20 protein-coding genes are annotated in these 25,007 nt (G+C 69.9%); 19 read left to right on the forward strand and 1 reads right to left on the reverse strand.

Going from position 1 to position 25,007, the window contains the following annotated elements:
* The first annotated feature begins 51 nt into the window (after positions 1-51).
* The 5 genes from tig to IF89_RS45805 all read left to right on the forward strand — a co-directional run bounded on the left by tig (position 52) and on the right by IF89_RS45805 (position 5,018).
* Positions 52-1,446, forward strand: a complete 1,395-nt coding sequence (tig, locus tag IF89_RS0103530) for a trigger factor (RefSeq protein ID WP_030760904.1) — start codon at positions 52-54, stop codon at positions 1,444-1,446.
* A gap of 323 nt (positions 1,447-1,769) precedes the next feature.
* Positions 1,770-2,387, forward strand: coding sequence for an ATP-dependent Clp protease proteolytic subunit (locus IF89_RS0103535; protein WP_030760907.1), 618 nt, complete (start codon positions 1,770-1,772; stop codon positions 2,385-2,387).
* 54 nt (positions 2,388-2,441) lie between these two features.
* Positions 2,442-3,119: an ATP-dependent Clp protease proteolytic subunit gene (locus IF89_RS0103540; protein ID WP_030760910.1), complete on the forward strand. Its 678-nt coding sequence runs from the start codon at positions 2,442-2,444 to the stop codon at positions 3,117-3,119.
* 156 nt (positions 3,120-3,275) lie between these two features.
* Positions 3,276-4,562 carry an ATP-dependent Clp protease ATP-binding subunit ClpX gene (gene clpX, locus IF89_RS0103545; protein WP_030760913.1) on the forward strand — a complete coding sequence of 429 codons (1,287 nt, stop codon included), beginning with the start codon at positions 3,276-3,278 and terminating at the stop codon, positions 4,560-4,562.
* Between the two features lie 180 nt (positions 4,563-4,742).
* Positions 4,743-5,018: a hypothetical protein gene (locus tag IF89_RS45805; RefSeq protein WP_158717794.1), complete on the forward strand. Its 276-nt coding sequence runs from the start codon at positions 4,743-4,745 to the stop codon at positions 5,016-5,018.
* 49 nt (positions 5,019-5,067) lie between these two features.
* Here the strand turns inward: IF89_RS45805 and IF89_RS0103550 are convergent, their stop codons facing one another.
* Positions 5,068-6,000, reverse strand: a complete 933-nt coding sequence (locus IF89_RS0103550; RefSeq protein WP_030760916.1) for a hypothetical protein — start codon at positions 5,998-6,000, stop codon at positions 5,068-5,070.
* Positions 6,001-6,127: 127 nt separating this feature from the next.
* Between IF89_RS0103550 and IF89_RS0103555 the strand changes: the two genes are divergently transcribed.
* The 14 genes from IF89_RS0103555 (at position 6,128) to IF89_RS0103620 (ending at position 24,772) form a co-directional block, all read left to right on the forward strand.
* A complete protein-coding gene (locus tag IF89_RS0103555) occupies positions 6,128-8,749 on the forward strand; it encodes a valine--tRNA ligase (protein ID WP_030760919.1) in 2,622 nt (873 codons plus the stop codon).
* Positions 8,750-8,902: 153 nt separating this feature from the next.
* The gene (locus IF89_RS0103560; RefSeq protein ID WP_030760922.1) at positions 8,903-10,051 is read left to right on the forward strand and encodes a sensor histidine kinase; all 1,149 of its coding nucleotides are present in this window, start codon (positions 8,903-8,905) and stop codon (positions 10,049-10,051) included.
* A gap of 137 nt (positions 10,052-10,188) precedes the next feature.
* Positions 10,189-11,727 (forward strand): bifunctional tetrahydrofolate synthase/dihydrofolate synthase, encoded by a 1,539-nt coding sequence (gene folC / locus IF89_RS0103565; RefSeq protein ID WP_030760925.1) that lies wholly within the window; start codon positions 10,189-10,191, stop codon positions 11,725-11,727.
* A 2-nt stretch (positions 11,728-11,729) separates the two neighbouring features.
* Positions 11,730-12,098 carry a DUF4233 domain-containing protein gene (locus IF89_RS0103570; protein WP_030760928.1) on the forward strand — a complete coding sequence of 123 codons (369 nt, stop codon included), beginning with the start codon at positions 11,730-11,732 and terminating at the stop codon, positions 12,096-12,098.
* Between the two features lie 126 nt (positions 12,099-12,224).
* Positions 12,225-12,635: a nucleoside-diphosphate kinase gene (gene ndk, locus IF89_RS0103575; RefSeq protein ID WP_030760931.1), complete on the forward strand. Its 411-nt coding sequence runs from the start codon at positions 12,225-12,227 to the stop codon at positions 12,633-12,635.
* A gap of 296 nt (positions 12,636-12,931) precedes the next feature.
* Positions 12,932-13,951, forward strand: coding sequence for a rod shape-determining protein (locus IF89_RS0103580; RefSeq protein ID WP_008738981.1), 1,020 nt, complete (start codon positions 12,932-12,934; stop codon positions 13,949-13,951).
* Positions 13,952-14,084: 133 nt separating this feature from the next.
* Positions 14,085-15,032 (forward strand): rod shape-determining protein MreC, encoded by a 948-nt coding sequence (gene mreC, locus IF89_RS0103585; protein WP_030760934.1) that lies wholly within the window; start codon positions 14,085-14,087, stop codon positions 15,030-15,032.
* 13 nt (positions 15,033-15,045) lie between these two features.
* Positions 15,046-15,753 (forward strand): rod shape-determining protein MreD, encoded by a 708-nt coding sequence (gene mreD / locus IF89_RS0103590; RefSeq protein WP_030760938.1) that lies wholly within the window; start codon positions 15,046-15,048, stop codon positions 15,751-15,753.
* A 13-nt stretch (positions 15,754-15,766) separates the two neighbouring features.
* The gene (gene mrdA, locus IF89_RS0103595; RefSeq protein WP_030760941.1) at positions 15,767-17,938 is read left to right on the forward strand and encodes a penicillin-binding protein 2; all 2,172 of its coding nucleotides are present in this window, start codon (positions 15,767-15,769) and stop codon (positions 17,936-17,938) included.
* Between the two features lie 15 nt (positions 17,939-17,953).
* Positions 17,954-19,153: a rod shape-determining protein RodA gene (gene rodA / locus IF89_RS0103600; protein ID WP_030760945.1), complete on the forward strand. Its 1,200-nt coding sequence runs from the start codon at positions 17,954-17,956 to the stop codon at positions 19,151-19,153.
* A 49-nt stretch (positions 19,154-19,202) separates the two neighbouring features.
* Positions 19,203-20,720, forward strand: a complete 1,518-nt coding sequence (locus IF89_RS0103605) for a CYTH and CHAD domain-containing protein (protein WP_030760948.1) — start codon at positions 19,203-19,205, stop codon at positions 20,718-20,720.
* Positions 20,721-20,796: 76 nt separating this feature from the next.
* Positions 20,797-22,722 carry a TIGR03960 family B12-binding radical SAM protein gene (locus tag IF89_RS0103610; protein ID WP_199820459.1) on the forward strand — a complete coding sequence of 642 codons (1,926 nt, stop codon included), beginning with the start codon at positions 20,797-20,799 and terminating at the stop codon, positions 22,720-22,722.
* Between the two features lie 77 nt (positions 22,723-22,799).
* Positions 22,800-23,882: a hypothetical protein gene (locus IF89_RS0103615; RefSeq protein WP_063831239.1), complete on the forward strand. Its 1,083-nt coding sequence runs from the start codon at positions 22,800-22,802 to the stop codon at positions 23,880-23,882.
* A gap of 110 nt (positions 23,883-23,992) precedes the next feature.
* Entirely contained in the window at positions 23,993-24,772 is a 780-nt protein-coding gene (locus tag IF89_RS0103620) for a TIGR03936 family radical SAM-associated protein (RefSeq protein WP_030760956.1), read from the forward strand.
* Positions 24,773-25,007: the final 235 nt, after the last annotated feature.

The raw sequence follows: 25,007 nt of genomic DNA on the forward strand, positions 1-25,007 counted from the left end.
TTCCAGCGAGACGGCAGATCCCCCAGCAGTCAGCCACAAGGAGACCGAACCGTGAAGAGCGCCGTTGAGACCCTGAACCCGACGCGGGTTCGGCTCACTGTTGAGGTGCCCTTCGAGGAGCTCAAGGACAGCCTCGACGCGGCGTACAAGAAGATCAACCAGCAGGTCACGGTGAAGGGCTTCCGCAAGGGCAAGATCCCGGCCCGCGTCATCGACCAGCGCTTCGGCCGCGGTGCGGTGCTGGAGGAGGCCGTCAACGACGCCCTCCCGAAGTTCTACACCGAGGCCGTCAACGAGGCCGACCTGAACCCGCTCGGCCAGCCCGAGGTCGACATCACCGAGCTGAAGGACGGCGAGCTGCTGGCCTTCACCGCCGAGGTCGACGTGCGCCCCGAGATCGAGATCCCGGACTACTCCGGCATCGAGGTCGAGGTCGACGCCGTCGAGGTCTCCGACGAGGACGTCGAGAAGTCGGTCGAGCAGCTGCGCAACCGCTTCGCGTCCACCAAGGACGTCGAGCGCGCCGCCGCCGAGGGTGACGTCGTCACCATCGACCTGGAGGCCAAGGTCGACGGCGAGGTGCTGCCCGACGGCGTCGCCTCCGACGTCTCCTACACCATCGGCTCCGGCGAGCTGCTCGAAGGCATCGACGAGGCCGTCACCGGCCTGGAGGCCGGCGGCGAGGCCACCTTCACCTCGCAGCTGAAGGGCGGCTCCGCCGAGGGCAAGGACGCCGAGGTCACCGTCAAGGTCACCAAGGTCTCCGCCAAGGAGCTTCCCGAGCTGGACGACGAGTTCGCCCAGATGGCCAGCGAGTTCGACACCCTTGAGGACCTCAAGGCGGACAGCCGCAAGCGCCTCGAGAACATGAAGCAGTACGACCAGGCCACGCAGGCCCAGGAGCGCGTCCTGGAGAAGCTGCTGGAGCTCGTCGAGGTGCCGATCCCCGAGAAGCTGCTCGAGGACGAGGTCAACACCCGCAAGCACAACCTGGAGCACCACCAGCTCGGCCAGATGGGCCTGGACCTGGCGAAGTACCTGGAGTTCCAGGGCAAGACGGTCGAGGAGTTCGACGCCGAGACCAAGGAGCAGGCGATCAAGGGCATCAAGACCCAGTTCGTCCTGGACGCCCTGGTCAACAAGGAGAAGCTCGGCGTCAACCAGGAGGAGCTCACCGAGCACCTCATGCGCCGTGCCCAGTCCTCCGGCATGTCCCCCGACCAGTTCGCCCAGGCCGTCGTCGAGGGCGGCCAGGTCCCGATGCTGGTCGGCGAGGTCGCGCGCGGCAAGGCCCTCGCGGTCGTCGTCGAGGCCGCCAAGGTCGTCGACACCAACGGTGACGTCGTGGACCTCTCCGACGAGGAGGACGAGGACGAGGCCGCCGCCGAGACCGTCGAGGCCGCCGCCGAGGGCGACGACGAGGTCAAGGGCGACGAGGCCAAGTAACCCCTCGGGCGAGGCCGGGTGACGCCCCGGCCGGAGCCCGTCGAACAGTGCCCCGAAGAGTGCCCCGAAGGGCCCGGACGCAGCCGCGTCCGGGCCCTTCGGCATGGCCGCGGCGCGGTCCCCGCAAGGGTTCGGGAGCTTGCGCTCCGAGCGAACAGTTCGGGAAGCGGGATGGCGTTGTCCGACCTGCGCGTTAGGGTCCATGAATACGAGGGCACGTGAGTACCCGGGCGCCTGCGGACCCGTCCGCGTCCCGGCCGGACCGTGCCCCAGAACGAGACGCTGAGACGGCACATGGCCGTCGGAGACGAGCAGGTGGATACGTGACGAATCTGAAGCCTTACGCCGCGGGTGAGCCGTCCATCGGTGGCGGCCTCGGCGACCATGTCTACAACCGGCTGCTCGGCGAGCGCATCATCTTCCTCGGCCAGCAGGTCGACGACGAGATCGCCAACAAGATCACGGCGCAGCTCCTGCTCCTGGCCGCCGAGCCGGAGAAGGACATCTACCTCTACATCAACAGCCCCGGTGGCTCGGTGACGGCCGGCATGGCCGTCTACGACACCATGCAGTACATCCCCAACGACGTCGTCACCATCGGCATGGGCATGGCGGCCTCGATGGGCCAGTTCCTGCTCACCGGCGGCGCCAAGGGCAAGCGCTTCGCCCTGCCGAACACCGACATCCTGATGCACCAGGGCTCCGCCGGCATCGGTGGCACCGCGTCGGACATCAAGATCCAGGCCCAGTACCTGCTGCGCACCAAGCAGCGGATGGCCGAGATCACCGCGTTCCACTCGGGCCAGACCGTCGAGGCGATCATCCGCGACGGTGACCGCGACCGCTGGTTCACCTCCGAGGAGGCCAAGGAGTACGGCCTCATCGACGAGATCATCTCGGCCGCGTCCAACGTTCCGGGCGGCGGCGGCACCGGGGCCTGATCCCCGGAGCACCGCCAGTACCCAGCAGCCGACAGCCCGCAGAACGCCACCAGGATGGTGAACACCCAGATGCAGAACAACTTCTCCGCGAGCTCCGCGAGCGGCCTCTACTCCGGCCCGCAGGTGGACAACCGCTACGTCATCCCGCGCTTCGTCGAGCGCACCTCGCAGGGCGTGCGCGAGTACGACCCGTACGCGAAGCTCTTCGAGGAGCGCGTGATCTTCCTCGGCGTGCAGATCGACGACGCCTCCGCCAACGACGTCATGGCGCAGCTGCTGTGCCTGGAGTCGATGGACCCGGACCGCGACATCTCGATCTACATCAACAGCCCCGGCGGATCCTTCACCGCGCTGACGGCGATCTACGACACGATGCAGTTCGTCAAGCCCGACATCCAGACGGTCTGCATGGGCCAGGCGGCCTCCGCCGCCGCGGTCCTCCTCGCGGCCGGCACGCCCGGCAAGCGCATGGCCCTGCCGAACGCCCGCGTACTGATCCACCAGCCCTCCGGCGGCACCGGCCGTGAGCAGCTCTCCGACCTGGAGATCGCGGCCAACGAGATCCTGCGCATGCGCGACCAGCTGGAGACGATGCTGGCCAAGCACTCGACGACGCCGATCGAGAAGATCCGCGACGACATCGAGCGCGACAAGATCCTCACGGCCGAGGACGCCCTCGCGTACGGCCTGATCGACCAGATCATCTCCACCCGCAAGAGCACCAAGCTCTGAGCCTTGCCGCCAGTTGGCGCGGGCACACCTCCGGATGATTCGGGGATGTGAACCACGTCAAGGGGGCCCCGCACGGGGCCCCCGGCAAGGTACCGTCGGATATGAGGCACCAGGAGCGCTGAACCAGGCGTCTCCCAGGCGAAGGGGAAGCACCTCGTGGCACGCATCGGTGACGGCGGCGACCTGCTCAAGTGCTCGTTCTGCGGAAAGAGCCAGAAGCAGGTGAAGAAGCTCATCGCAGGACCCGGTGTGTACATCTGCGACGAGTGCATCGACCTCTGCAACGAGATCATCGAAGAGGAACTCGCGGAGACCTCCGAGGTCCGGTGGGAGGAACTCCCCAAGCCCCGCGAGATCTACGAGTTCCTGGAGAGCTACGTCGTCGGCCAGGAGCCGGCGAAGAAGGCGCTCTCGGTAGCGGTCTACAACCACTACAAGCGGGTCCAGGCCGGCGAGAACGGCGGCGCGCAGGGCCGCGAGAACGCCATCGAGCTGGCGAAGTCCAACATCCTGCTGCTGGGCCCCACGGGCTCCGGCAAGACGCTGCTGGCGCAGACCCTCGCCCGCATGCTGAACGTCCCGTTCGCCATCGCCGACGCCACGGCGCTGACGGAGGCGGGGTATGTCGGCGAGGACGTCGAGAACATCCTGCTGAAGCTGATCCAGGCCGCCGACTACGACGTCAAGAAGGCCGAGACCGGGATCATCTACATCGACGAGATCGACAAGGTCGCCCGCAAGAGCGAGAACCCGTCGATCACGCGCGACGTGAGCGGTGAGGGCGTGCAGCAGGCCCTGCTGAAGATCCTGGAGGGCACGACCGCGTCGGTGCCGCCGCAGGGCGGCCGCAAGCACCCGCACCAGGAGTTCATCCAGATCGACACGACGAACGTGCTCTTCATCGTGGGCGGCGCCTTCGCCGGCCTGGAGAAGATCATCGAGTCGCGCGCGGGTGCGAAGGGCATCGGCTTCGGGGCGACGATCCGCTCGAAGCGCGAGATCGAGGCCAGCGACCAGTTCCAGGAGGTCATGCCGGAGGACCTGGTGAAGTTCGGGATGATCCCCGAGTTCATCGGCCGTCTGCCCGTCATCACCTCGGTCCACAACCTGGACCGCGAGGCGCTGCTCCAGATCCTCATCGAGCCGCGCAACGCGCTGGTGAAGCAGTACCAGCGGCTGTTCGAACTCGACGGTGTGGAGCTGGACTTCGAGCGCGAGGCGCTGGAAGCCATCGCGGACCAGGCGATCCTCCGCCAGACGGGCGCGCGCGGCCTGCGCGCCATCATGGAGGAGGTCCTGATGTCGGTGATGTACGAGGTCCCGTCCCGCAAGGACGTGGCCCGGGTCGTCATCACCGCGGACGTCGTCCGCTCCAACGTCAACCCGACGCTGGTCCCGCGCATCGTCCCGAAGGACCAGGGCCCGCACGAGAAGTCGGCGTAGCCGAAAGGCAGTAGAGCGGCAGAAGACCGGTAAGCGAAAGGGGCGCCCCCGCCGGGGGCGCCCCTTTCGGCATTCAGGACTTCGTCGCGCAGTAATCGGCCAAGTGCTCGACGACGGCTGGCGGGAGCGCGTGTTCCTTGATCAACTTTTCAGGGAGAGGTCACTGCGGAGGGATGAAGAATGAAGAAGAAGCGGACGTTCAGCACTCTCGCAGCCGTATTCGCTGCTGCTGCCCTGCCCATAGTCGCCGCTTCGCCGGCGTCGGCCTCTTCGGCCGACTGCCAGGTGTACCTGCGAAACGTCGGTTACAACGTGGGTGCGCAGGTGCAGGCCGCGTGCGACCACGCCGCTGCATGGGACATGTCGGGCATGAATCGCCATGCCTGCTATGCGAGTCTGGTCAACCTTGGAGTGAAAGCCAACGACGCTTCGACGGCCTGCTATCAGCTCGCGTGAGGGCCACACGGTCGGCGTAGGGTTCCCCCTGCGCCGACCGCTGCACCCGTCATGACTTGACGCGGGCGGTGTTGTAGAGCTTCGCGGCGAGATCCGCGGCCTGCTCCTGGGTGTAGCCCGGCTTGCCGGCCAGGATCGACGCCACGTCGGAGGCGCTGACCATGGAGAGGGTGCTGTAGTCACCCCAGATGCAGAACGGCACCGTGGCCTCCTTGGGGCCCTTGGTGCTCGTGTCCTTCGAGGTGAACTTGATGTCCTGGCACTTCATGACGGCGCCCTTGAAGTTCGGCGGGGACATCTCCTTCGGGCTGCCCAGGAGCTGCACTTCGGACTTGCCGTCCTTGGCCGCCTCCAGCCGGGCCTGGGCGAAGTAGCCGTCCACGGCCTTCTCCGGGTCGGAGATCTCGCCGTACACGCCCGAGAAGTTGAGCCCCTTCAGGGTGAGGGGGTTCTTCGGGTCGCCGGACTGGTAGTTCATGCCCACCTGGGTCGGGTTCTTGACGCCCGCGGCCTCGGCTTCCTGCCGGTCCTTGTCGGTGAAGGGCTTCGCCGCGTACTTGGGGTCCTTCTTGAAGTCGTCCACCGACTCCGGGGCGACCAGCTTGTAGCCCTTCGTGTCGGCGGAGATGCTGCCGCCCGCGCCGCCGCCCAGGAGGTACCAGCCGCCGCCCGCGATGACCGCCACCGCCACGACCACGCCGATGATCACGCCGGCCTTGGACTTCTTCGGCGGCTGGCCGCCGTACGGGGCCTGCTGGGGGTAGCCGTAGGCCGGGGTCGGCGGCTGCTGGGGGTAGCCCTGCGGCGGGACGCCCGGCTGCTGCGGGTAGCCGTAGCCCGGCTGCGGGGGCGCGGGCTGGCCGCCGTACGGGCCCGGCTGCGCGGGCTGGCCGTACGGGCCGGGCGGCGGCGTGGGCTGCTGCCCGTACGGTCCGGGCTGCTGAGGCTGCTGTCCGTAAGGTCCCGGCTGGTTGTAGCTCATCCCGCGTCCCCCTCTGAGGTTGCTTATGCGTTCCTCACATCCTGTCCCAAGCCGAACCCCGCCAGGGCGCCGGGCCCCTCCCTAACCGGTTTCATGACTGGACTGTTACGGCCCTAAACTGGGCCCCGTGACCGAGAACACGCAGACACCCAGCAGCCCCGACTCCGAACTGCCGACCGCCTACACGCCGGCCGATGTAGAGGGGAAGCTCTACGAGCGCTGGGTGGAGCGTGGGTACTTCACGGCCGATCCGGCGAGCGAGAAGCCCCCGTACACCATCGTCATCCCGCCGCCGAACGTCACCGGCTCCCTCCACCTCGGCCACGCCTTCCAGCACACGCTGATGGACGCCCTCACCCGCCGCAAGCGCATGCAGGGCTACGAGTCCCTGTGGCTGCCCGGCATGGACCACGCCGGCATCGCCACCCAGAACAAGGTCGAGCAGCAGCTCGCCGAGGAGGGCAAGTCCCGCCACGACCTGGGCCGTGAGGCGTTCGTCGAGCGCGTCTGGCAGTGGAAGGAGGAGTACGGTGGCAAGATCCTCGGCCAGATGCGCCGCCTCGGCGACGGCGTCGACTGGTCCCGTGAGCGCTTCACCATGGACGAGGGCCTGTCGAAGGCCGTCCAGACCATCTTCAAGAAGCTCTACGACGACGGCCTGATCTACCGCGCCGAGCGCATCATCAACTGGTGCCCCCGCTGTCTGACGGCCATCTCCGACATCGAGGTCGAGTACCAGGAGGACGCGGGCGAGCTCGTCTCCATCCGGTACGGGGAGGGCGAGGACTCCCTCGTCGTCGCCACCACCCGCGCCGAGACGATGCTCGGTGACACCGCCGTCGCCGTCCACCCCGACGACGAGCGCTACAAGCACCTCGTCGGCAGGCAGATCAAGCTGCCGCTCACCGACCGCACCATCCCGGTTGTCGCGGACACGCACGTCGACCCGGAGTTCGGCACCGGCGCCGTCAAGGTGACTCCGGCGCACGACCCGAACGACTTCGCCATCGGGCAGCGCCACAACCTGCCCAACCTGACGATCATGGACGAGCACGGTGTCATCACCGTCCACGGCCCCTTCCTCGGCCTGGACCGCTACGAGGCCCGTTCCGCGGTCGTCGGCGCACTGCGCGAGCAGGGCCGGATCGTCGCCGAGAAGCGCCCGTACCTGCACTCCGTCGGGCACTGCTCGCGCTGCAGCACCACCGTCGAGCCGCGCCTGTCGCTGCAGTGGTGGGTCAAGGTCGAGACCCTCGCCAAGGCCGCCGGCGACGCGGTCCGCGACGGTCGCGTCGCCATCCACCCGGTCGAGATGGAGAAGCGCTACTTCGACTGGGTCGACAACCTCAACGACTGGTGCATCTCGCGCCAGCTGTGGTGGGGCCACCGCATCCCGGTCTGGTACGGCCCGGACGGCGAGGTCGTCTGCCTCGGCCCCGACGACGAGGCGCCCACCGGCGAGGGTTGGACGCAGGACACCGACGTCCTCGACACGTGGTTCTCCTCCGGCCTCTGGCCGTTCTCCACGCTCGGCTGGCCGGAGAAGACCCCGGACCTGGCCAAGTTCTACTCCACCGACGTCCTGGTCACCGGCCACGACATCATCTTCTTCTGGGTCGCCCGGATGATGATGTTCGGCCTGTACGCCATGGACGGCGAGGTCCCCTTCAAGACGATCGCGCTCACCGGCCTGGTCCGCGACGAGCGCGGCAAGAAGATGTCGAAGTCCTTCGGCAACGTCGTCGACCCGCTGGACTGGATGGACAAGTACGGCTCCGATGCCGTCCGCTTCACCCTGGCCAAGGGCGCCAACCCCGGCACCGACGTCCCGATCGGCGAGGACTGGGTCCAGGCGTCCAGCAAGTTCGCCAACAAGATCTGGAACGCCACGCGCTTCGCGCTGATGAACGGCGCCACGATCGAGGGCGAACTGCCGCCGGTCGAGCAGCTGTCGGCCACCGACCGCTGGATCCTCTCCCGCCTGAACAAGACGATCGCCCAGGTCGACGCCTACTACGAGGACTTCCAGTTCTCGAAGCTGAGCGAGGCGCTCTACCACTTCGCGTGGGACGAGGTCTTCGACTGGTACGTCGAGCTGTCCAAGACGACCTTCTTCGCCGGCGGCGAGCAGGCCAAGGTCTCCGCCCGGGTCCTCGGCGAGGTCCTGGACGTCATGCTGCGCCTGCTGCACCCGGTGGTCCCGTTCGTCACCGAGACCCTGTGGACCACCCTCACCGGCGGTGAGTCGCTGGTCGTCGCCGACTGGCCGAAGGACAGCGGCTTCCGCGACGACGCCGCGGAGGCCGAGATCGGCAGCATCCAGACGCTGACCAAGGAGGTCCGCCGCTTCCGCAAGGAGCAGGGCCTCGACGACAAGCAGAAGGTCCCGGCCCGCCTGGACCTGGCCGGCACCGTGCTGGCCGCCCACGAGGCCGCCATCCGCCAGGTGCTGCGACTCCAGCCGGAGGGCGAGTCCTTCAGCGCCACCGCCACCCTGCCGGTCGCCGGCGCCACGGTCGCGCTCGACCTGTCGGGCACCATCGACGTCGAGGCCGAGCGCAAGCGCCTGACGAAGGACCTCGGCGCCGCCGAGAAGGAGAAGGCGCAGGCCGAGGCGAAGCTGGGGAACGAGGCGTTCCTGGCCAAGGCCCCCGACAACGTCGTGGACAAGATCAAGGGCCGGCTGGCCAAGGCCGAGGCGGACATCGCCCGGATCCAGGCCCAGCTGGAGACGCTTCCCGCCGCGTAGTCCCGCCCCTCGTACGACGCGTCAAGGCCCCCGCACCGGTCCGCCGGTGCGGGGGCCTTCACCGTGTCCAAAGTATCCCGAAGTGCCCTACGTCACTCCGGTTCCCGGGCGGTGGGATCTCATCCGCGGTGCCGACCACGGATGATGGAGGGCATGCACGTCAAGTCCGTCGCCCCGGTGTTCCAGCGCGGCGTGGCCGCCGGCCGCCGGCTGACCGACACCTGGGGCGCGTCCCCGCGGGCGGTCGACGTGCTCACCGCGCTCGGCTGCCTCGGGCTGATGGCCCTGGACCTGCCGGGACTCGCCGCCGCCGACAACTCCCTCAGCGGGCCCGCCGCGGCCGTCGTACTCGCCCTGGGCTGCGCGACCCTGCTGGTGCGCCGCCGGCTGCCGTGGATCTCGTACCTGGCCGCGCTGCTCTTCATCGGGTGGCTCCACGAGCTGACCCTGGTCCAGTTCGCGCTCTACTCGATCGGCCGCTTCCGCGGGCGCCGGGCCGGAATCCTGGCGACGCTCGGGTACATCGCCTTCGCGCTGCTGATGTTCTGGGCGCCGGGCCGGCCCGAGCCCGACGGGCAGACGCTCAGCGGCTTCCTCAGCATCGTCGTGTCCGTCGGAGCGCTCGCCTCGGCGGTGGGGATCGCCGCCTACCGCCACGACCTGGTACGGGAACTGGCCGCCCGGCGGGCCGAGTCGGCCGTGCTCCGCGCGGTCCAGCAGGAGCGCGCCTCCGTCGCCCGCGACGTGCACGACTTCGTCGGGCGGGAGCTGACCCTGCTGACGGTGCGCTCCGAGGTGCTGTCGGTACGGGCGCGCGAGACGGCGCACGCCAAGGACTTCGAGGAGCTGGCCGACACCGCGCGCCGGGCCCATCTCGTCCTCAACGAGATCATCGTGCAGCGGGGCGAACGGGCCTCCACCCCGGGAGTGGACGAGCTGCCCGCGCTCGCGGAGGAGAGCGGACGGGCGGGATCACCCGTCCGGCTGGCCGTGGACGAGGGCGTGCACGGGCTGTCGCCGCTGCGTCAGGCGGCCGTCTACCGGGTGGTGCAGGAGTGCCTGACCAACGCCGCCAAGCACGCGCACGGGGAGACCGTCGACGTGTCGATCGCGGCGGACGGCCCGCAGCTGCGGATCGCCGTCAGCAACGCGCTGCCGGCCGGGATGCGGGGCCGGGCCCCCGTCTCGGCGGGCTCGGGCACGGCGAGCATGTCCGAGCGCGTCCGCAGCCTGGGCGGCACCCTGACGGCGACCCGCACGCACGACGCGTACGAGGTCGTGGCGACGCTCCCGAGGGGCTGAGCCGGGTCCGCACGCTCCTGCCCCGCCGCTGTCCGCTGCGCGCAAGGCCCCCGTGACGATCAGGTCGCTTCCGGCGCCGAAGGTCCCGAAACGCCAGGGCCGGAACTCCTCGCGGTGGCCGTCCGTAGACTGGCCCTGTGAGTGACCAGCAGCCCGAGAGCCACGACCGCCACGACGACGAAGACCTCGCCGGCCCCTTCGACGAGTTCGATCAGATCGTGGCGGAAGAGTCCGACCGCGACCCCGACCTGGCGGTGATCGAGGCCGGCAGCCGCACCCTGCGCGCCCAGGCCGGCCCGCCCCAGGGGGACCCGGTGCCCGCCCGGCCCGTCGACCCCGAGGTCGCCCGGGCGCTGCTGGAGGTGGAGCAGGAGCTCTCCACCCGCTGGGGCGAGACCAAGCTGGAGCCCTCGGTGTCGCGGATCGCGGCACTGATGGACGTACTGGGCGAGCCGCAGCGCGCCTACCCCTCGATCCACGTCACCGGCACCAACGGCAAGACCAGTACGGCCCGCATGATCGAGGCCCTGCTGAACGCCTTCGAGCTGCGCACCGGCCGCTACACGAGCCCGCACGTGCAGTCGATCACCGAGCGGATCAGCCTGGACGGGGCGCCGATCGACGCCGAGCGGTTCGTGGAGACGTACCACGACATCAAGCCGTATGTGGAGATGGTCGACGCCGCCGAGGAGTTCCGGCTGTCGTTCTTCGAGGTGCTCACCGGGATGGCGTACGCGGCCTTCGCCGACGCCCCGGTGGACGTGGCCGTGGTCGAGGTCGGCATGGGCGGCAGCTGGGACGCCACCAACGTCATCGACGGCGCCGTCGCCGTCGTCACCCCGATCAGCCTGGACCACACCGACCGGCTCGGCTCCACGCCCGGTGAGATCGCCGTCGAGAAGGGCGGCATCATCAAGCAGGACGCGACCGTGATCCTGGCGCAGCAGCCGGTGGACGCGGCCCAGGTGCTGCTGAAGAAGGCCGTCGAGGTGGACGCGACGGTGGCCCGCGAGGGCATGGAGTTCGGCGTGGTCGCGCGCGAGGTCGCGGTCGGCGGCCAGCAGCTGACGCTGCGCGGGGTGGGCGGTGAGTACGACGACATCTTCCTGCCGCTGTACGGCGCCCACATGGCGCACAACGCGGCGGTGGCGCTCGCCGCGGTCGAGGCCTTCTTCGGGGTCGGCGGGCAGCACGCCCGGGTGCTGGACGTGGACACCGTGCGCAAGGCCTTCGCCTCGGTCACCTCGCCGGGCCGCATGGAGGTCGTACGGCGCAGCCCGACGGTCATCCTGGACGCGGCGCACAACCCGGCGGGGGCGGCGGTCACCGCGGAGGCGGTCACCGAGGCGTTCGGGTTCAGCCGGCTGGTCGGCGTCGTCGCCGCGAGCGGGGACAAGGACGTGCGCGGGGTGCTGGAGGCCTTCGAGCCGATCTTCGCGGAGGTCGTGGTCACGCAGAACTCCAGCCACCGGTCGATGGGCGCGGACGAGCTGGCGGCCGTCGCCGTGGAGGTCTTCGGCGGGGACCGGGTGCAGGTGGAGCCGCGGCTGGACGACGCCCTGGAGGCGGCGATCACCCTGGCCGAGGAAGAGGCCGAGTACGGAGGGGCCGGGGTCCTGGTGACCGGTTCCGTGATCACGGTGGGCGAGGCCCGCCTGCTGCTGAAGAGGGGCTGAGGATGCGCACGCTGTGTGCGAGCACGCTGATCGGCGAGTTCTTCGTGATCGGCTTCGCGGGACTGGTCGCCATGAAGGACCCCGACCTGACCCAGGCAACGGTCTGGACGGTGTGCGGGGTCGCGATGCTGCTGTCGTTGCTGCTGTGCGGGATGCTGTCGCGGCCGGGTGCGGTCCCGCTGGGCTGGGCCCTGCAGATCGGTCTTGTCGCGAGCGGGTTCGTCGTTCCCACGATGTTCTTCCTCGGTGCGGTCTTCGCCGGCCTGTGGTGGTGCTCCGTGCACTACGGGCGGAGGATCGACGCGATCAAGGAGCGCTGGGCCGCCGCGCAGGAGACGCCGTCGGCGCCCGCGGCGTCCGACCCCGCCTGACGGGCCTCAGGCCCCCTCCCGCCGGCCTCCGGACCCCGGCCGTCCGGGCCACCCGGGCGGCCGGACCGCCCCGGACGGCCCTGTAGATTCGTCCTACCGCACCCGTATGCCGCAAGGAGCCGCAACATGACCCAGCGCACCCTCGTCCTGCTCAAGCCCGACGCCGTCCGTCGCGGCCTGGTCGGCGAGATCATCGGCCGCATCGAGCGGAAGGCCGGCTGGACCATCCCCGCGCTGGAGCTGCGCACGCTCGACCAGGAGACCCTGGAGGCGCACTACGGCGAGCACAAGGGCAAGCCCTTCTACGAGCCGCTGATGGGCTTCATGTCCAGCGGCCCGGTCGTGGCCCTGGTGGTCGAAGGGGAACGCGTGATCGAAGGTGTCCGCCGGCTGGCCGGGCCCACCGACCCGATCGCCGCCACGCCCGGCTCCATCCGGGGTGACTTCGGCACCATCACCCGGGAGAACCTGATCCACGCCTCGGACTCCGAGGAGTCGGCCGAGCGCGAGCTGAAGCTCTTCTTCCCCGCGCTCTGATCAGTCACTCCTGACGAGACATCAGCCGAATAGCGCTCATGACCTGGGGCGACCGAAGTAATTTCGGTCGCCCCCAGGTATTTCCGGGTCCGGGCGGGAACGCCTGGGCAGGACACGTCGTCACCAGTAAGGGGGCGGGTATCCATTCCGGCGGGATTGCCGGAGTCCCGTCGCGCGGTGTCGGTACAACCGTGACTACGATGGGGCCTCCACCCACACACCCACCTCGCCGACCTGACAGCAGCCGCTATCAACTGGAAGGCCAGACGCTCCTCATGGGGAACAAGGGGAACAACATGTCGTTCATCGGCCGTGACATGGCGATCGACCTCGGGACCGCCAACACGCTGGTGTACGTGAGGGGCCGGGGGATCGTCCTGAACGAGCCGTCCGTGGTCGCCATCAACACGAACACCGGCGGCATCCTGGCGGTCGGCTCCGAGGCGAAGAAGATGATCGGGCGCACGCCCGGCAACATCGTCGCCGTACGGCCCCTCAAGGACGGCGTGATCGCCGACTTCGAGATCACCGAGCGTATGCTCCGGTACTTCATCCTCAAGATCCACAAGCGCCGCTATCTGGCGCGTCCGCGCGTCGTGGTCTGTGTGCCCTCCGGCATCACGGGAGTCGAGCGCCGCGCGGTCATCGAGGCGTCCACGCAGGCCGGCGCCCGCCAGGTGCACATCATCGAAGAGCCCATGGCCGCCGCCATCGGCTCGGGCCTGCCCGTCCACGAGGCCACCGGCAACATGGTCGTGGACATCGGCGGCGGCACCACCGAGGTCGCCGTCATCTCCCTCGGCGGAATCGTCACGGCGCAGTCCATCCGGGTGGCCGGCGACGAGCTGGACAACGCGATCATCCAGCACATCAAGAAGGAGTACTCGCTCCTCCTCGGTGAGCGGACGGCCGAGCAGATCAAGATCACCATTGGCTCGGCCTACGACCTCGACAAGGACGAGCACACCGAGATCCGGGGCCGGGACCTGGTCTCGGGCCTGCCCAAGACGGTCGTCATCTCGGCCGCCGAGGTCCGCAAGGCCATCGAGGAGCCGGTCAACGCCATCGTCGACGCGGTCAAGACAACGCTCGACAAGTGCCCGCCGGAGCTCTCGGGCGACATCATGGACCGCGGCATCGTCCTCACCGGCGGCGGCGCCCTGCTCCGCGGCCTGGACGAGCGGCTGCGCCGTGAGACCGGCATGCCGATCCACATCGCCGAGGACCCCCTCGACTCCGTCGCGCTCGGCTCCGGCAAGTGCGTCGAGGAGTTCGAGGCCCTCCAGCAGGTCCTGGACGCGCAGCCCCGTCGCTGACGACACCCCTCCCTCCCGGGGAGGGGGTAAGCGGAACACAAGGATCCGCCGTACGGGTGCTACCGGGCCCGTGCGGCGGATCGTTGATATACAGGCAAAGAGAATTCCGACGAGGAAGGCACGGCCGCCGCACGTGAGGGACACACGAGAAAGCCGGCTGCTCCTGGTGCTTCTGATCGCCATCGCGTTCGCGTTGATCACGGTGGACATCAGGGCAGGCGAGGAGTCACCGGTCGACGGTGCCCGACAGGCCGCCGCGGCGGTCTTCGGACCGGTCGAGGAAGGTGTGGCGACCGCGGTCGATCCCGTCGCCAACGCCATAGGGGCGGTACGGGACTCCGGCGAGCGCCACAACCGCATCGCCACGCTGGAGCGCGAGAACGCCGCCCTGAAAGCCAAGCTGGGCAGCGAGGACCAGACCCGCAGCCGCATCCACGAACTCGACGAGATGCTCAAGCGGGCCGGCGCCGGACAGTACGGCATCAAGGGCGCCGAGGTCATCGCCATAGGAGCGGCCCAGGGCTTCTCCTGGACCGTCACCATCGACGCCGGCAGCAAGGACGGCATCGAGCGCGACATGACCGTCCTCAACGGCGACGGGCTCGTCGGCCGGGTCACCACCGTGGGCCCCGACACCGCCACCGTCGTCCTCGCCAACGACCCCGACTTCACGGTCGGTACGCGCCTGGAGAAGACCGGCGAACTCGGTTTCGCCACCGGGCAGGGCGACCGCGCCCTGTCCGTCCAGATGCTCAACGGCAAGGCCAAGGTCAGCCCCGGCGACCGGCTCGTCACCTTCGGCTCGCGCGGCAACAAGCCCTTCGTGCCCGGCGTCCCGATCGGCGAGGTGGTCAAGGTCGACCCCTCGCGCGGCGACCTGACCCGCACCGTCTGGGTGCGTCCGTTCGTGGGCTTCTCGCGACTCGACATCGTGGGCGTCGTCGTGATGCCCCCGCGCGAGGACCCGCGCGACACCGTCCTGCCGCCCAAGCCCGAGGCCCCCAAGCCCACCCCGACGGTCACCGTCACGGTCACTCCGTCCGGGTCCGCCAGCCTGGCGGCCCAGCCGGCCGACGACTAGGAGCCGACCCCGCATGCGCTTCAACCGGATCCTGCTCTCGGCCACGCTCGTCGTGGTCGCCCTCGTCATCCAGGTCACCGTCCTGGGCCGGCTCCAACTGCCCGGCGCCGTTCCCGACCTGCTGCTCCTCACCGTCGTCTCCCTCGCGCTCGTGTACGGGCACGTCAGCGGTGCGCTCATCGGCTTCGGCGCCGGGCTCCTCGCCGACCTGGCACCGCCCGCCGACCACGCGGCCGGACGGTACGCGCTCGTCCTGTGCGTCATCGGCTACGTCGCCGGCCTGGTCCGCCCCGACGGCGGACGGTTCCGCTCCGCCTGGGGCCCGATGCTGACCGTCGTCGCCGCCGCGATCGGCTCCACCCTCCTGTACGCGAGTGTGGGCGCCCTGGTCGGCGACACCGCCGCCCGCCACGTGGGCCTGACCGGGCTGGTGTTCACCGCCACCCTCTACGACCTCCTGCTCGCGCCGTTCACCGTGCCGTGGATCATGGCGCTCGCCCGGAAGGCCGAGAACGACCCGATGGCCGTCGAGGCCGGAGGCGGCCCCACCAACAAGGCCGCCGACGTCTCCGCCGGCTGGCTGGCCGGCGGCACCGGCCTGCGCATCGGCAGCCAGCGCGGCGGCCTGCGCCTGAAGACCGCGCGGGTCCGCGCCAACAAGGCCGTCCGGATAAAGGGCGTCAAGCCGGCCAAGGGTGTGAAGAGCGTCAAGAAGCTGTGAGGGAGGAGCAGACGTGACCAACGTCCCGGAGACCGGCCGCACCTCCCGGGTGCAGATCAGGCTCGTCATCATGCAGGTCCTCGTCTTCTCGATGTTCGTCACCCTCGGCGGCCGGCTCTGGTTCCTCCAGATCCGCAACGGCGCGGAGTACTACCACGAAGCGAAGAGCAACCACGTCCAGCGGGTCGTCCAGCCGGCCGTGCGCGGCTCGATCCTCGACGCCCGCGGCGTCCCCCTCGCCGACAACGAGACCCGCCTCGTCGTCTCCGCCAGCCGCACCGCGCTGATGAAGATGAAGGACAAGGGCAAGGGCGTCATGACCCGCCTCGCCGACGTCCTGGACATGACCCCCAAGGAGGTCATGGACAAGGTCCGGCTCTGCGACTCCCAGACGCCCAAGCCCTGCTGGAACGGCTCCCCCTACCAGCCGATCCCCGTCACCCTCGAAGCCACCACCCAACAGGCGCTCCAGCTGCGCGAACGCCCCGAGGAGTTCCCCGGCATCACCGCGGAGCCCACCGCCGTGCGCCGTTACCCGGCCCCCGGCGGAGCCCGTACCTCGCAGGTCCTCGGCTACCTGTCGCCCGTCACCGACGACGAGATCCAGAAGGCCAAGGACACCGACTCCCCGCACCTGCGGTCCGACCAGGTCGGCCGCTCCGGCATCGAGCGCACCTACGACCGCCAGTTGCGCGGCAAGGCCCAGGTCACCTCGTACGAGGTCGACAACCTCGGCCGGGTCATGGGCCAGACCAGGTCCGACCCCGGCGTCGCCGGATCCACCCTCGTCACCAGCATCGACGCCCGGGTCCAGGCCGTCGCCGAGTACGAGCTCCAGCAGGCCATGAAGGTCGTCCGCAACGAGACCGACAACATCACCGGCCGCAAGTACGAGGCCGACTCCGGCGCCGTGGTCGTCATGGAGGCCAGGACGGGCCGCATCGTGGCGATGGCCTCCCAGCCCGACTACGACCCCAACGCCTGGGTCGGCGGAATCTCGGGCGCCGACTACGCCAAGCTCACCAGCAAGAAATCCAACTACCCGCTGCTCAACCGGGCCATCCAGGGCATGGCCCCCGCAGGCTCCATCTTCAAGGTGGTCTCCGCCAGCGCCGCCGTCCGGGCCGGCTACAAGTTCAACGACAGGTACAACTGCAGCAGCTCCTACAGCCTCGGCGGCCGGAGCTTCGCGAACTTCGAGTCGAAGGGGCACGGCCCCATCACCCTCGGCGAAGCCCTCAAGTTCTCCTGCAACACCGTCTTCTACGCCCTCGGGCACAAGGAGTGGCAGCGCGACGGCGGCCTCAGCCCCAAGAAGGACGCCCACGACTGGTTCTACCGGACCGCACGCGAGTTCGGACTCGGCTCCGAGACCGGGATCGACCTGCCCAACGAGGTCAAGGGCCGCATTCCCGACCGCCAGTGGAAGCAGAGCTTCTGGGCCGCCAACAAGAACTCCTGGTGCAAGCAGGGCAAGCGCGGCGGTACCTACGTCGAGCAGATCGCCTACGAGAGCTGCCTCGAAGGCAACCAGCTGAAGGCCTACGACAGCATCAACTTCGCCATCGGCCAGGGTGACGTCCTCGTCACCCCCATCCAGATGGCCACCGCCTACTCCGCCATCAGCAACGGCGGCACCCTCTACAACCCCACCGTCGGCAAGGCCGTCATCAGCCCCGACGGCAAGCACGTCGAGATGATCAAGCCCCAGTCCCACGGCCGGCTCCCCATCGGCGCCCAGACCATCGCGGACCTCGACCGGGGCCTGCGCATGGTCGTCGAGCCCGGCGGCACCGCCGCATGGCGCTTCGGCGGCTGGCCCCAGGACAAGATCCCGATGCACGCGAAGACCGGTACCGCCCAGGTCTACGGCAAGCAGACCACCTCGTGGCTCGCGACGTACACCAAGGACTTCACGATCGTCATGACGATCTCCCAGGGCGGCACCGGCTCCGGCGCCTCCGGACCCGCCGTGCGCAACCTCTACAACGCCATCTACGGTCTGACGATGGACGGGAAGCAGGACCCCGAGCGGGCCCTGCTTCCGACCCCGGAGACGAAACTGCCCAGGATCAACCCCGACGGCTCCATCGAGTCCCCCGAGATCCGGCCGTACGTACCGCCGTCCCCGGAGGAACTGGCGCCGCCGGCGCTCGCCGGGCCACCCCCGACACGGCACGACTGAGGACCCCATACCGACATGCCAACCGCCAACAAGTTCTCCGTCTCCCGCTACGCGCCCGAGCGCGGCCCGATGGCCAAGCTCACCGCCCGCGACTCCGTGCTGCGCCGGCTCGACTGGCCGATCCTGCTCTCCTCGCTCGCCCTGTCCCTCCTCGGCGCCCTGCTCGTGTGGTCCGCGACCCGCAACCGGACCACCCTGAACCAGGGCGACCCCTACTACTTCCTCGCCCGGCACGCCCTGAACACCGGCATCGGCCTGGTCCTGATGATCGGCACCATCTGGCTCGGCCACCGCACCCTGCGCGGAGCCGTGCCGTTCCTCTACGGGCTCTCGCTCCTGCTGATCCTCGCCGTGCTGACCCCGCTCGGCGCCACCATCAACGGCGCCCACGCATGGATCGTGATCGGCGGCGGCTTCTCCCTCCAGCCGTCCGAGTTCGTGAAGATCACGATCATCCTCGTCATGGCGATGCTCCTGGCCACCCGGGTGGACGCGGGCGACCTCGCCCATCCTGACCACCGCACGGTCGTCAAGTCGCTCTGCCTGGCCGCCGCGCCGATGGGCATCGTCATGCTGATGCCGGACCTCGGCTCGGTCATGGTCATGGTCGTCATCGTGCTCGGCGTGCTGCTCGCCTCGGGGGCCTCCAACCGCTGGGTGATCGGCCTGCTCGGCTCGGGCGTGGCCGGAGCCGTCCTGATATGGCAGCTGGGCGTCCTCGACGAGTACCAGATCAACCGCTTCGCGGCCTTCGCCAACCCCGAGCTCGACCCCGCCGGCGTCGGCTACAACACCAACCAGGCGCGCATCGCCATCGGCTCCGGCGGCCTGACCGGCTCCGGGCTCTTCAAGGGCTCCCAGACCACCGGCCAGTTCGTGCCCGAGCAGCAGACGGACTTCGTCTTCACCGTGGCCGGCGAGGAACTCGGCTTCCTCGGGGCGGGCCTCATCCTGGTCCTGCTCGGCGTCATCCTCTGGCGGGCCTGCGTGATCGCCCGTGAGACCACCGAGCTCTACGGGACGATCGTGTGCGCCGGCATCATCGCCTGGTTCGCCTTCCAGTCCTTCGAGAACATCGGGATGACCCTCGGCATCATGCCGGTGGCGGGTCTGCCGCTGCCGTTCGTGTCCTACGGAGGCTCGTCGATGTTCGCCGTGTGGATAGCGGTGGGCCTCCTCCAGTCGATCAAGGTCCAGCGGCCATTGTCAGCCTGATGTTCCCTTCATCCTGCAGACGCGCTCCGTTCAGGACTAAGTTCGGTACATGGCGGACACAAAGCGCGAGATCGAGCGCAAATTCGAGTTCTCCAAAGCCACCTCTGCCCGGCGCGGGGTGCCGGATCTGACGGGGACGGCCGCGATCGCGGCCGTCACCGACCAGGGCACCGTCGACCTCGACGCCGTCTACTACGACACCCCCGACCAGCGGCTCGCCGCCGACGGCCTCACCCTGCGGCGCAGAACGGGGGGCGCGGACGAGGGCTGGCACCTCAAACTGCCCGTCTCCCCGGGAGTCCGCGACGAGGTGGGGGCCGCGCTCAGCGACACGGTCCCGCCCGCCCTCGCCGCCCTCGTCCGCTCCCGCGTCCGGGACGCCACCCTCCGGCCGCAGGTCCGGCTGGTCTCCTCGCGCCACATCAGCCACCTGCTCGACGCCGACGGCGCGCTCCTCGCCGAACTGAGCACCGACGAGGTCGTGGCCGAACGCGGCGACGCCACCGCCGGCTGGACCGAGGTCGAGGTGGAACTCGCCGACGGCGTCGACCCCGACCTCCTGAACGCCGTCGAGAAAGCCTTCCGCAAGGCCGGCCTCCGGGTCTGCGACAGCCCCTCGAAACTCGCCCGGGCCCTCGCCGAGACCGACGCACCGCCCCCCGCCCGGCCCGGCGACGGCGGTCCGCACGGCACCGCCGGCGCCCACGTCGTCGCCTACCTGGCCGAACAGCGCGACGCCCTGGTCGCCCAGGACCCCGCCGTACGACGCGACCTGCCGGACGCCGTCCACCAGATGCGCGTCGCCACCCGACGGCTGCGCAGTGCCTTCAAGACCTACCGCAAGCTCCTGGACCGGGACATCACCGACCCCCTCGGAGAGGAACTGCGCTGGCTGGCCGCCGAACTCGGCGTCGACCGCGACCAGGAGGTCCTGATGGAGCGGCTCCAGGCACACCTCGCCGAACTCCCGCGCACGCTCCTGACCGGCCCGGTCCGCAGCCGGCTGCGGACCTGGAACACCGCTCGCCGTTCCGGATCGCGGCGCAGGGTCCTGGCCGCACTCGACAGCGACCGCTACATCGGCCTGCTGAACGCCCTCGACGCGCTGCTGACGGCACCCCCGCTGCTCGACGGCGCCGCCAAGTCCCCGAAGAAGGCCCTTCCCAAGGCGGTCCTGCGCGACTACGCCCGCCTCGCCACCCGCATCGACGGGGCGCTCGCCCTCGACGGGGGCCGCGAGCGGGACGTGGCCCTCCACGAGGCCCGCAAGGCGGCCAAACGCGTCCGGTACGCGGCGGAGTCGGCCGTGCCCGAGCTCGGCAAACCGGCGAAACACCTGGCCAAGGCCGTCAAGGAGGTGCAGACCCTGCTCGGCGACCACCAGGACAGCGTGGTGGCCCGCGAAGCCCTGCGCGGCCTCGCCGCCCAGGCGGCGGAGGCAGGGGAGCCGACCTTCACCTGGGGCGTGCTCTACGGCCGCGAGGAGGCGCTGGCCGAGCGGAACGAACGGGAGCTGCCCGACGTCTGGGCGAAGGCGTCGGCCCCCGCCCTGCGCAGTGCCCTGTAGTGATCATGCGGGTGGGGGCGGCTGAGCCATCGGGGTACGCTAGATAGCTGCCCCCTGCCCGCTTCACGAAAGTCGCGTGATGACCGAGTCGGTCTTCCCTCAGCTTGAGGCCCTGCTTCCGCACGTGCAGAAGCCCATCCAGTACGTCGGCGGTGAACTCAACTCCACGGTGAAGCCGTGGGAGAGCTGTGACGTCCGCTGGGCCCTCATGTACCCGGACGCATACGAAGTCGGGCTGCCCAACCAGGGCGTCATGATCCTGTACGAGGTGCTCAACGAGCGCGAGGGCGTCCTCGCCGAGCGCACCTACAGCGTATGGCCCGACCTCGAAGAGCTGATGCGCGAGCACAAGGTGCCGCAGTTCACCGTGGACAGCCACCGCCCGGTCTCCGCCTTCGACGTGTTCGGCCTGTCCTTCTCCACGGAGCTGGGCTACACCAACATGCTCACGGCGCTCGACCTCGCGGGCATCCCGCTGGAGTCGCGCAACCGCACCGTCGACCACCCGATCGTCCTCGCGGGCGGCCACGCGGCCTTCAACCCGGAGCCGATCGCGGAGTTCATCGACTGCGCGGTCATCGGGGACGGCGAGCAGGCCGTCCTCGACATGACCGAGATCATCCGCACGTGGAAGGCCGAGGGCAGGCCGGGCGGACGCGAAGAGGTCCTGCTGCGCCTCGCCAAGACGGGCAACGTCTACGTGCCGGGCTTCTACGACGTCGAGTACCTGCCGGACGGCCGCATCGGCCGTGTCGTGCCCAACCGCTCCGGCGTGCCGTGGCGCGTGTCCAAGCACACCGTCATGGACCTCGACGAGTGGCCGTACCCCAAGCAGCCCCTGGTCCCGCTCGCCGAGACCGTCCACGAGCGCATGTCCGTGGAGATCTTCCGCGGCTGCACCCGCGGCTGCCGCTTCTGCCAGGCCGGCATGATCACGCGCCCCGTGCGGGAGCGAAGCATCACCGGCATCGGCGAGATGGTGGAGAAGGGCCTCAAGGCGACCGGCTTCGAGGAGGTCGGCCTGCTCTCGCTGTCGTCCGCGGACCACACCGAGATCGCCGACATCGCCAAGGGCCTCGCCGACCGCTACTCGGACGACAAGGTGGGCCTGTCCCTCCCGTCGACCCGCGTGGACGCCTTCAACGTGGACCTGGCCAACGAGCTGACCCGCAACGGCCGTCGCTCCGGCCTGACCTTCGCCCCCGAGGGCGGCTCCGAGCGCATGCGCAAGGTCATCAACAAGATGGTCTCGGAGGAGGACCTGATCCGCACCGTCGCCACCGCCTACGGCAACGGCTGGCGCCAGGTGAAGCTGTACTTCATGTGCGGCCTGCCCACCGAGACCGACGAGGACGTGCTCCAGATCGGCGACATGGCGGTCAACGTCATCGCCAAGGGCCGCGAGGTCTCCGGCCAGAACGACATCCGCTGCACGGTGTCGATCGGCGGGTTCGTGCCCAAGCCGCACACCCCGTTCCAGTGGGCGCCGCAGCTGTCGGCCGAGGAGACGGACGCCCGCCTGGGCAAGCTGCGCGACAAGATCCGCGGCGACAAGAAGTACGGCCGTTCCATCGGCTTCCGCTACCACGACGGCAAGCCGGGCATCGTCGAGGGCCTCCTCTCCCGCGGCGACCGCCGCATCGGCGACGTCATCCGCGCCGTGTACGAGGACGGCGGCCGCTTCGACGGCTGGCGCGAGCACTTCAGCTACGACCGCTGGATGCAGGCGGCCGAGAAGACGCTGCCGGCCTACGGCGTGGACGTCGCCTGGTACACCACCCGCGAGCGCACCTACGAGGAGGTCCTGCCCTGGGACCACCTGGACTCCGGCCTCGACAAGGACTGGCTCTGGGAGGACTGGCAGGACGCCCTCGACGAGACTGAGGTCGACGACTGCCGCTGGACCCCGTGCTTCGACTGCGGCGTGTGCCCGCAGATGCAGACCGAGATCCAGATCGGTCCGACCGGCAAGAAGCTGCTTCCGCTGTCGGTCGTGAAGTAGCACCGGCGACGTAACCCTTGGGTCACGAGAGGCCCCTGCCCGCAACGGGTGGGGGCCTTCGCCGTGTCCTTCACCGCATGGACATGGACAAACGGCCTCCCGGCGGCGGCGACGGGTGCCTGGTGGGCGCCATCAGGATCCCCGTCAAGATCGTCGCCGTACTCGTCGTACTGCCCGTACGGGTGATCTGGGAACTGCTGGTCGGCGCGGGCCGCGCCCTGCACCGCAACGTCCTCGGGCCGCTGTACGTCCACGTCCTGGAGCCGCTGCTGCGTGCGCTGGGACGGCTGGTGGGCACCCTGCTCAAGCTGGTCCTCCTCTGGCCGTGGGTCGGGCTGTGGCGCTACGTGATCACTCCGGTCGGGCAGGGCGTGGCGTGGCTGGGGCGGGGGCTGTACCAGCGGGTGCTGGCCCCGGGCGGACGGTTCCTGACCGTTCACGTGCTGCGTCCGCTGGGGGAGGCGCTGGCATGGGTCGGCCGCGGCGGCATGCGCTACCTGCTGGCCCCCCTCGGCCGGGGCGCCGCCCGGCTCGTGCGGTTCCTCGGCATGCTGCTGTTCGTGTGGCCGTGGGTCGGGCTGTGGCGGTACGTGCTCGCGCCGGTCGGCCGCGCGATCGCATGGCTCGGCGCCGCGGCGTACCGGTACCTCCTCACCCCGGTCGGGCACGGGCTCGTGTGGCTCGCGGTCGCGGTGTACCGGTACCTGCTGCGGCCGGTGGGGCTGGGTGTGGCCTGGCTGGTGGTCGGGGTGTACCGGTACCTGCTGCGGCCGGTCGGGCTGGGCCTGGCCCGGCTGGCCTCCGCCCTGTACCGGTACGTGCTCTCGCCCCTCTGGCAGGTCCTCGTCCAGGCCTGGCACCTGGCCGGGCGGATCACCGCCGCTCTGTGGCGCGGGCTCCGATGGGTCGGACGGGTTCTCATCGGATGGCCCGCGTCCCGGGTGTACCGGCATGTGCTCACCCCCGCCGGACACGCCGTGCGCGAGGTGTGGCGGACCGCCCGCGCAGCGGTCCGCGAAGCGCGGGCCACCGTACGCCGTGCGCTGTTCGGTACTCCTCCCTGGGAACCGGCGAGGTCACGGGCGCGTACTCTGGGTAGTACGACAGCCGCCGACGCGGCACCCGCTGACGAGATCTCCCTGCCCCGACGGCGGGGGTGAGCCGGAGCGGGTCGACAGACCTCAGGGCGATGCGCGAGCCGCGGAGCCCCGCACAAGGAGAAGAACCACTGGGCAAGCGACAGCCCGAAGGCCCGCCTCCCGCACCGGTGGTGCAGCGCATCCGACTGCGCTACACCAAGCGCGGCCGCCTCCGGTTCACCAGCCACCGAGACTTCCAGCGCGCCTTCGAGCGGGCCCTGCGCCGCGCCGAGGTGCCGATGGCGTACTCGGCGGGCTTCACCCCGCACCCGCGCGTGAGCTACGCGAACGCCGCCCCCACGGGGACCGGCAGCGAGGCCGAATACCTGGAGATCGGCCTCGCCGCACCGCGCGACCCCGAGACCCTCCGCGAACTGCTCGACGCGTCGATGCCGGCCGGCCTCGACATCATCGACGCCGTCGAGGCCCGCACCTCCGGCCTCGCGGACCGGCTCACCGCCTCCGTGTGGGAGCTGCGGCTGGACGGCGTGGAGCCCGCCGAGGCCGAGCGGGCGGTGGAGGTCTTCCTCGCCGCCGAGACCGTGGAGGTGCAGCGCAAGACCAAGAACGGCGTGCGCACGTTCGACACCCGTGGCGCGGTCGTCAGCCTCGAAGCGCTTCCCGCGCCGGCTGATAGGCCCCTGGACAGTGCTTGTGCGATACTGCGGCTGGTTGTTCGGCATCTGACACCTGCCGTGCGACCCGACGACGTCCTGTCCGGTCTCCGAGCTGTGGCCGACCTGGCGCCGCCGGTCCCCTCTGCGGTGACCAGGCTGGCGCAGGGGCTCTTCGACGAGGAGTCCGGCACGGTGACCGACCCGCTCGCGCCCGACCGCGAGGCAGACACGGCCGCCCCACCCACGGTCGCCGTGACCGCCGACGCGAAGGCGCCGGAAGGTCCCGCCGCGTAGGGATCGTCGTCGTCGCGCAGCCCTGGCACTCGGGAGCCACCTGGGTCGGGCCGCGTACAGACCTGAAGACTTCCGCCAGGCCGTACGGACCAACACGTACGGAACCGGCGGCCATGGACTACAGCTCCCGTGTGGCGCACGCGCCCCGGAGGCCGGCTCCGCGTCATCGCGCGCAGCCGTGCCGGACCGGAAGTCAGCCGCGGCGCCCGGGAGCGTGACGGGAGAACCGCCCGCA

This window comes from Streptomyces sp. NRRL F-2664 (assembly GCF_000719345.1).
Classification (GTDB): domain Bacteria; phylum Actinomycetota; class Actinomycetes; order Streptomycetales; family Streptomycetaceae; genus Streptomyces.

Excerpts from the sequence above, each read along its gene's own strand:
- IF89_RS0103570 (WP_030760928.1), top strand. The coding sequence starts at position 11,730 with ATGCGCACGCTGTGTGCGAGCACGCTGATCGGCGAGTTCTTCGTGATC.
- IF89_RS0103580 (WP_008738981.1), top strand. The coding sequence starts at position 12,932 with ATGTCGTTCATCGGCCGTGACATGGCGATCGACCTCGGGACCGCCAAC.
- IF89_RS0103560 (WP_030760922.1), top strand. The coding sequence starts at position 8,903 with ATGCACGTCAAGTCCGTCGCCCCGGTGTTCCAGCGCGGCGTGGCCGCC.
- mreD (WP_030760938.1), top strand. The coding sequence starts at position 15,046 with ATGCGCTTCAACCGGATCCTGCTCTCGGCCACGCTCGTCGTGGTCGCC.
- IF89_RS45805 (WP_158717794.1), top strand. The coding sequence starts at position 4,743 with ATGAAGAAGAAGCGGACGTTCAGCACTCTCGCAGCCGTATTCGCTGCT.
- ndk (WP_030760931.1), top strand. The coding sequence starts at position 12,225 with ATGACCCAGCGCACCCTCGTCCTGCTCAAGCCCGACGCCGTCCGTCGC.
- IF89_RS0103550 (WP_030760916.1), bottom strand. The coding sequence starts at position 6,000 with ATGAGCTACAACCAGCCGGGACCTTACGGACAGCAGCCTCAGCAGCCC.
- IF89_RS0103615 (WP_063831239.1), top strand. The coding sequence starts at position 22,800 with ATGGACATGGACAAACGGCCTCCCGGCGGCGGCGACGGGTGCCTGGTG.
- IF89_RS0103605 (WP_030760948.1), top strand. The coding sequence starts at position 19,203 with ATGGCGGACACAAAGCGCGAGATCGAGCGCAAATTCGAGTTCTCCAAA.
- IF89_RS0103540 (WP_030760910.1), top strand. The coding sequence starts at position 2,442 with ATGGTGAACACCCAGATGCAGAACAACTTCTCCGCGAGCTCCGCGAGC.
- rodA (WP_030760945.1), top strand. The coding sequence starts at position 17,954 with ATGCCAACCGCCAACAAGTTCTCCGTCTCCCGCTACGCGCCCGAGCGC.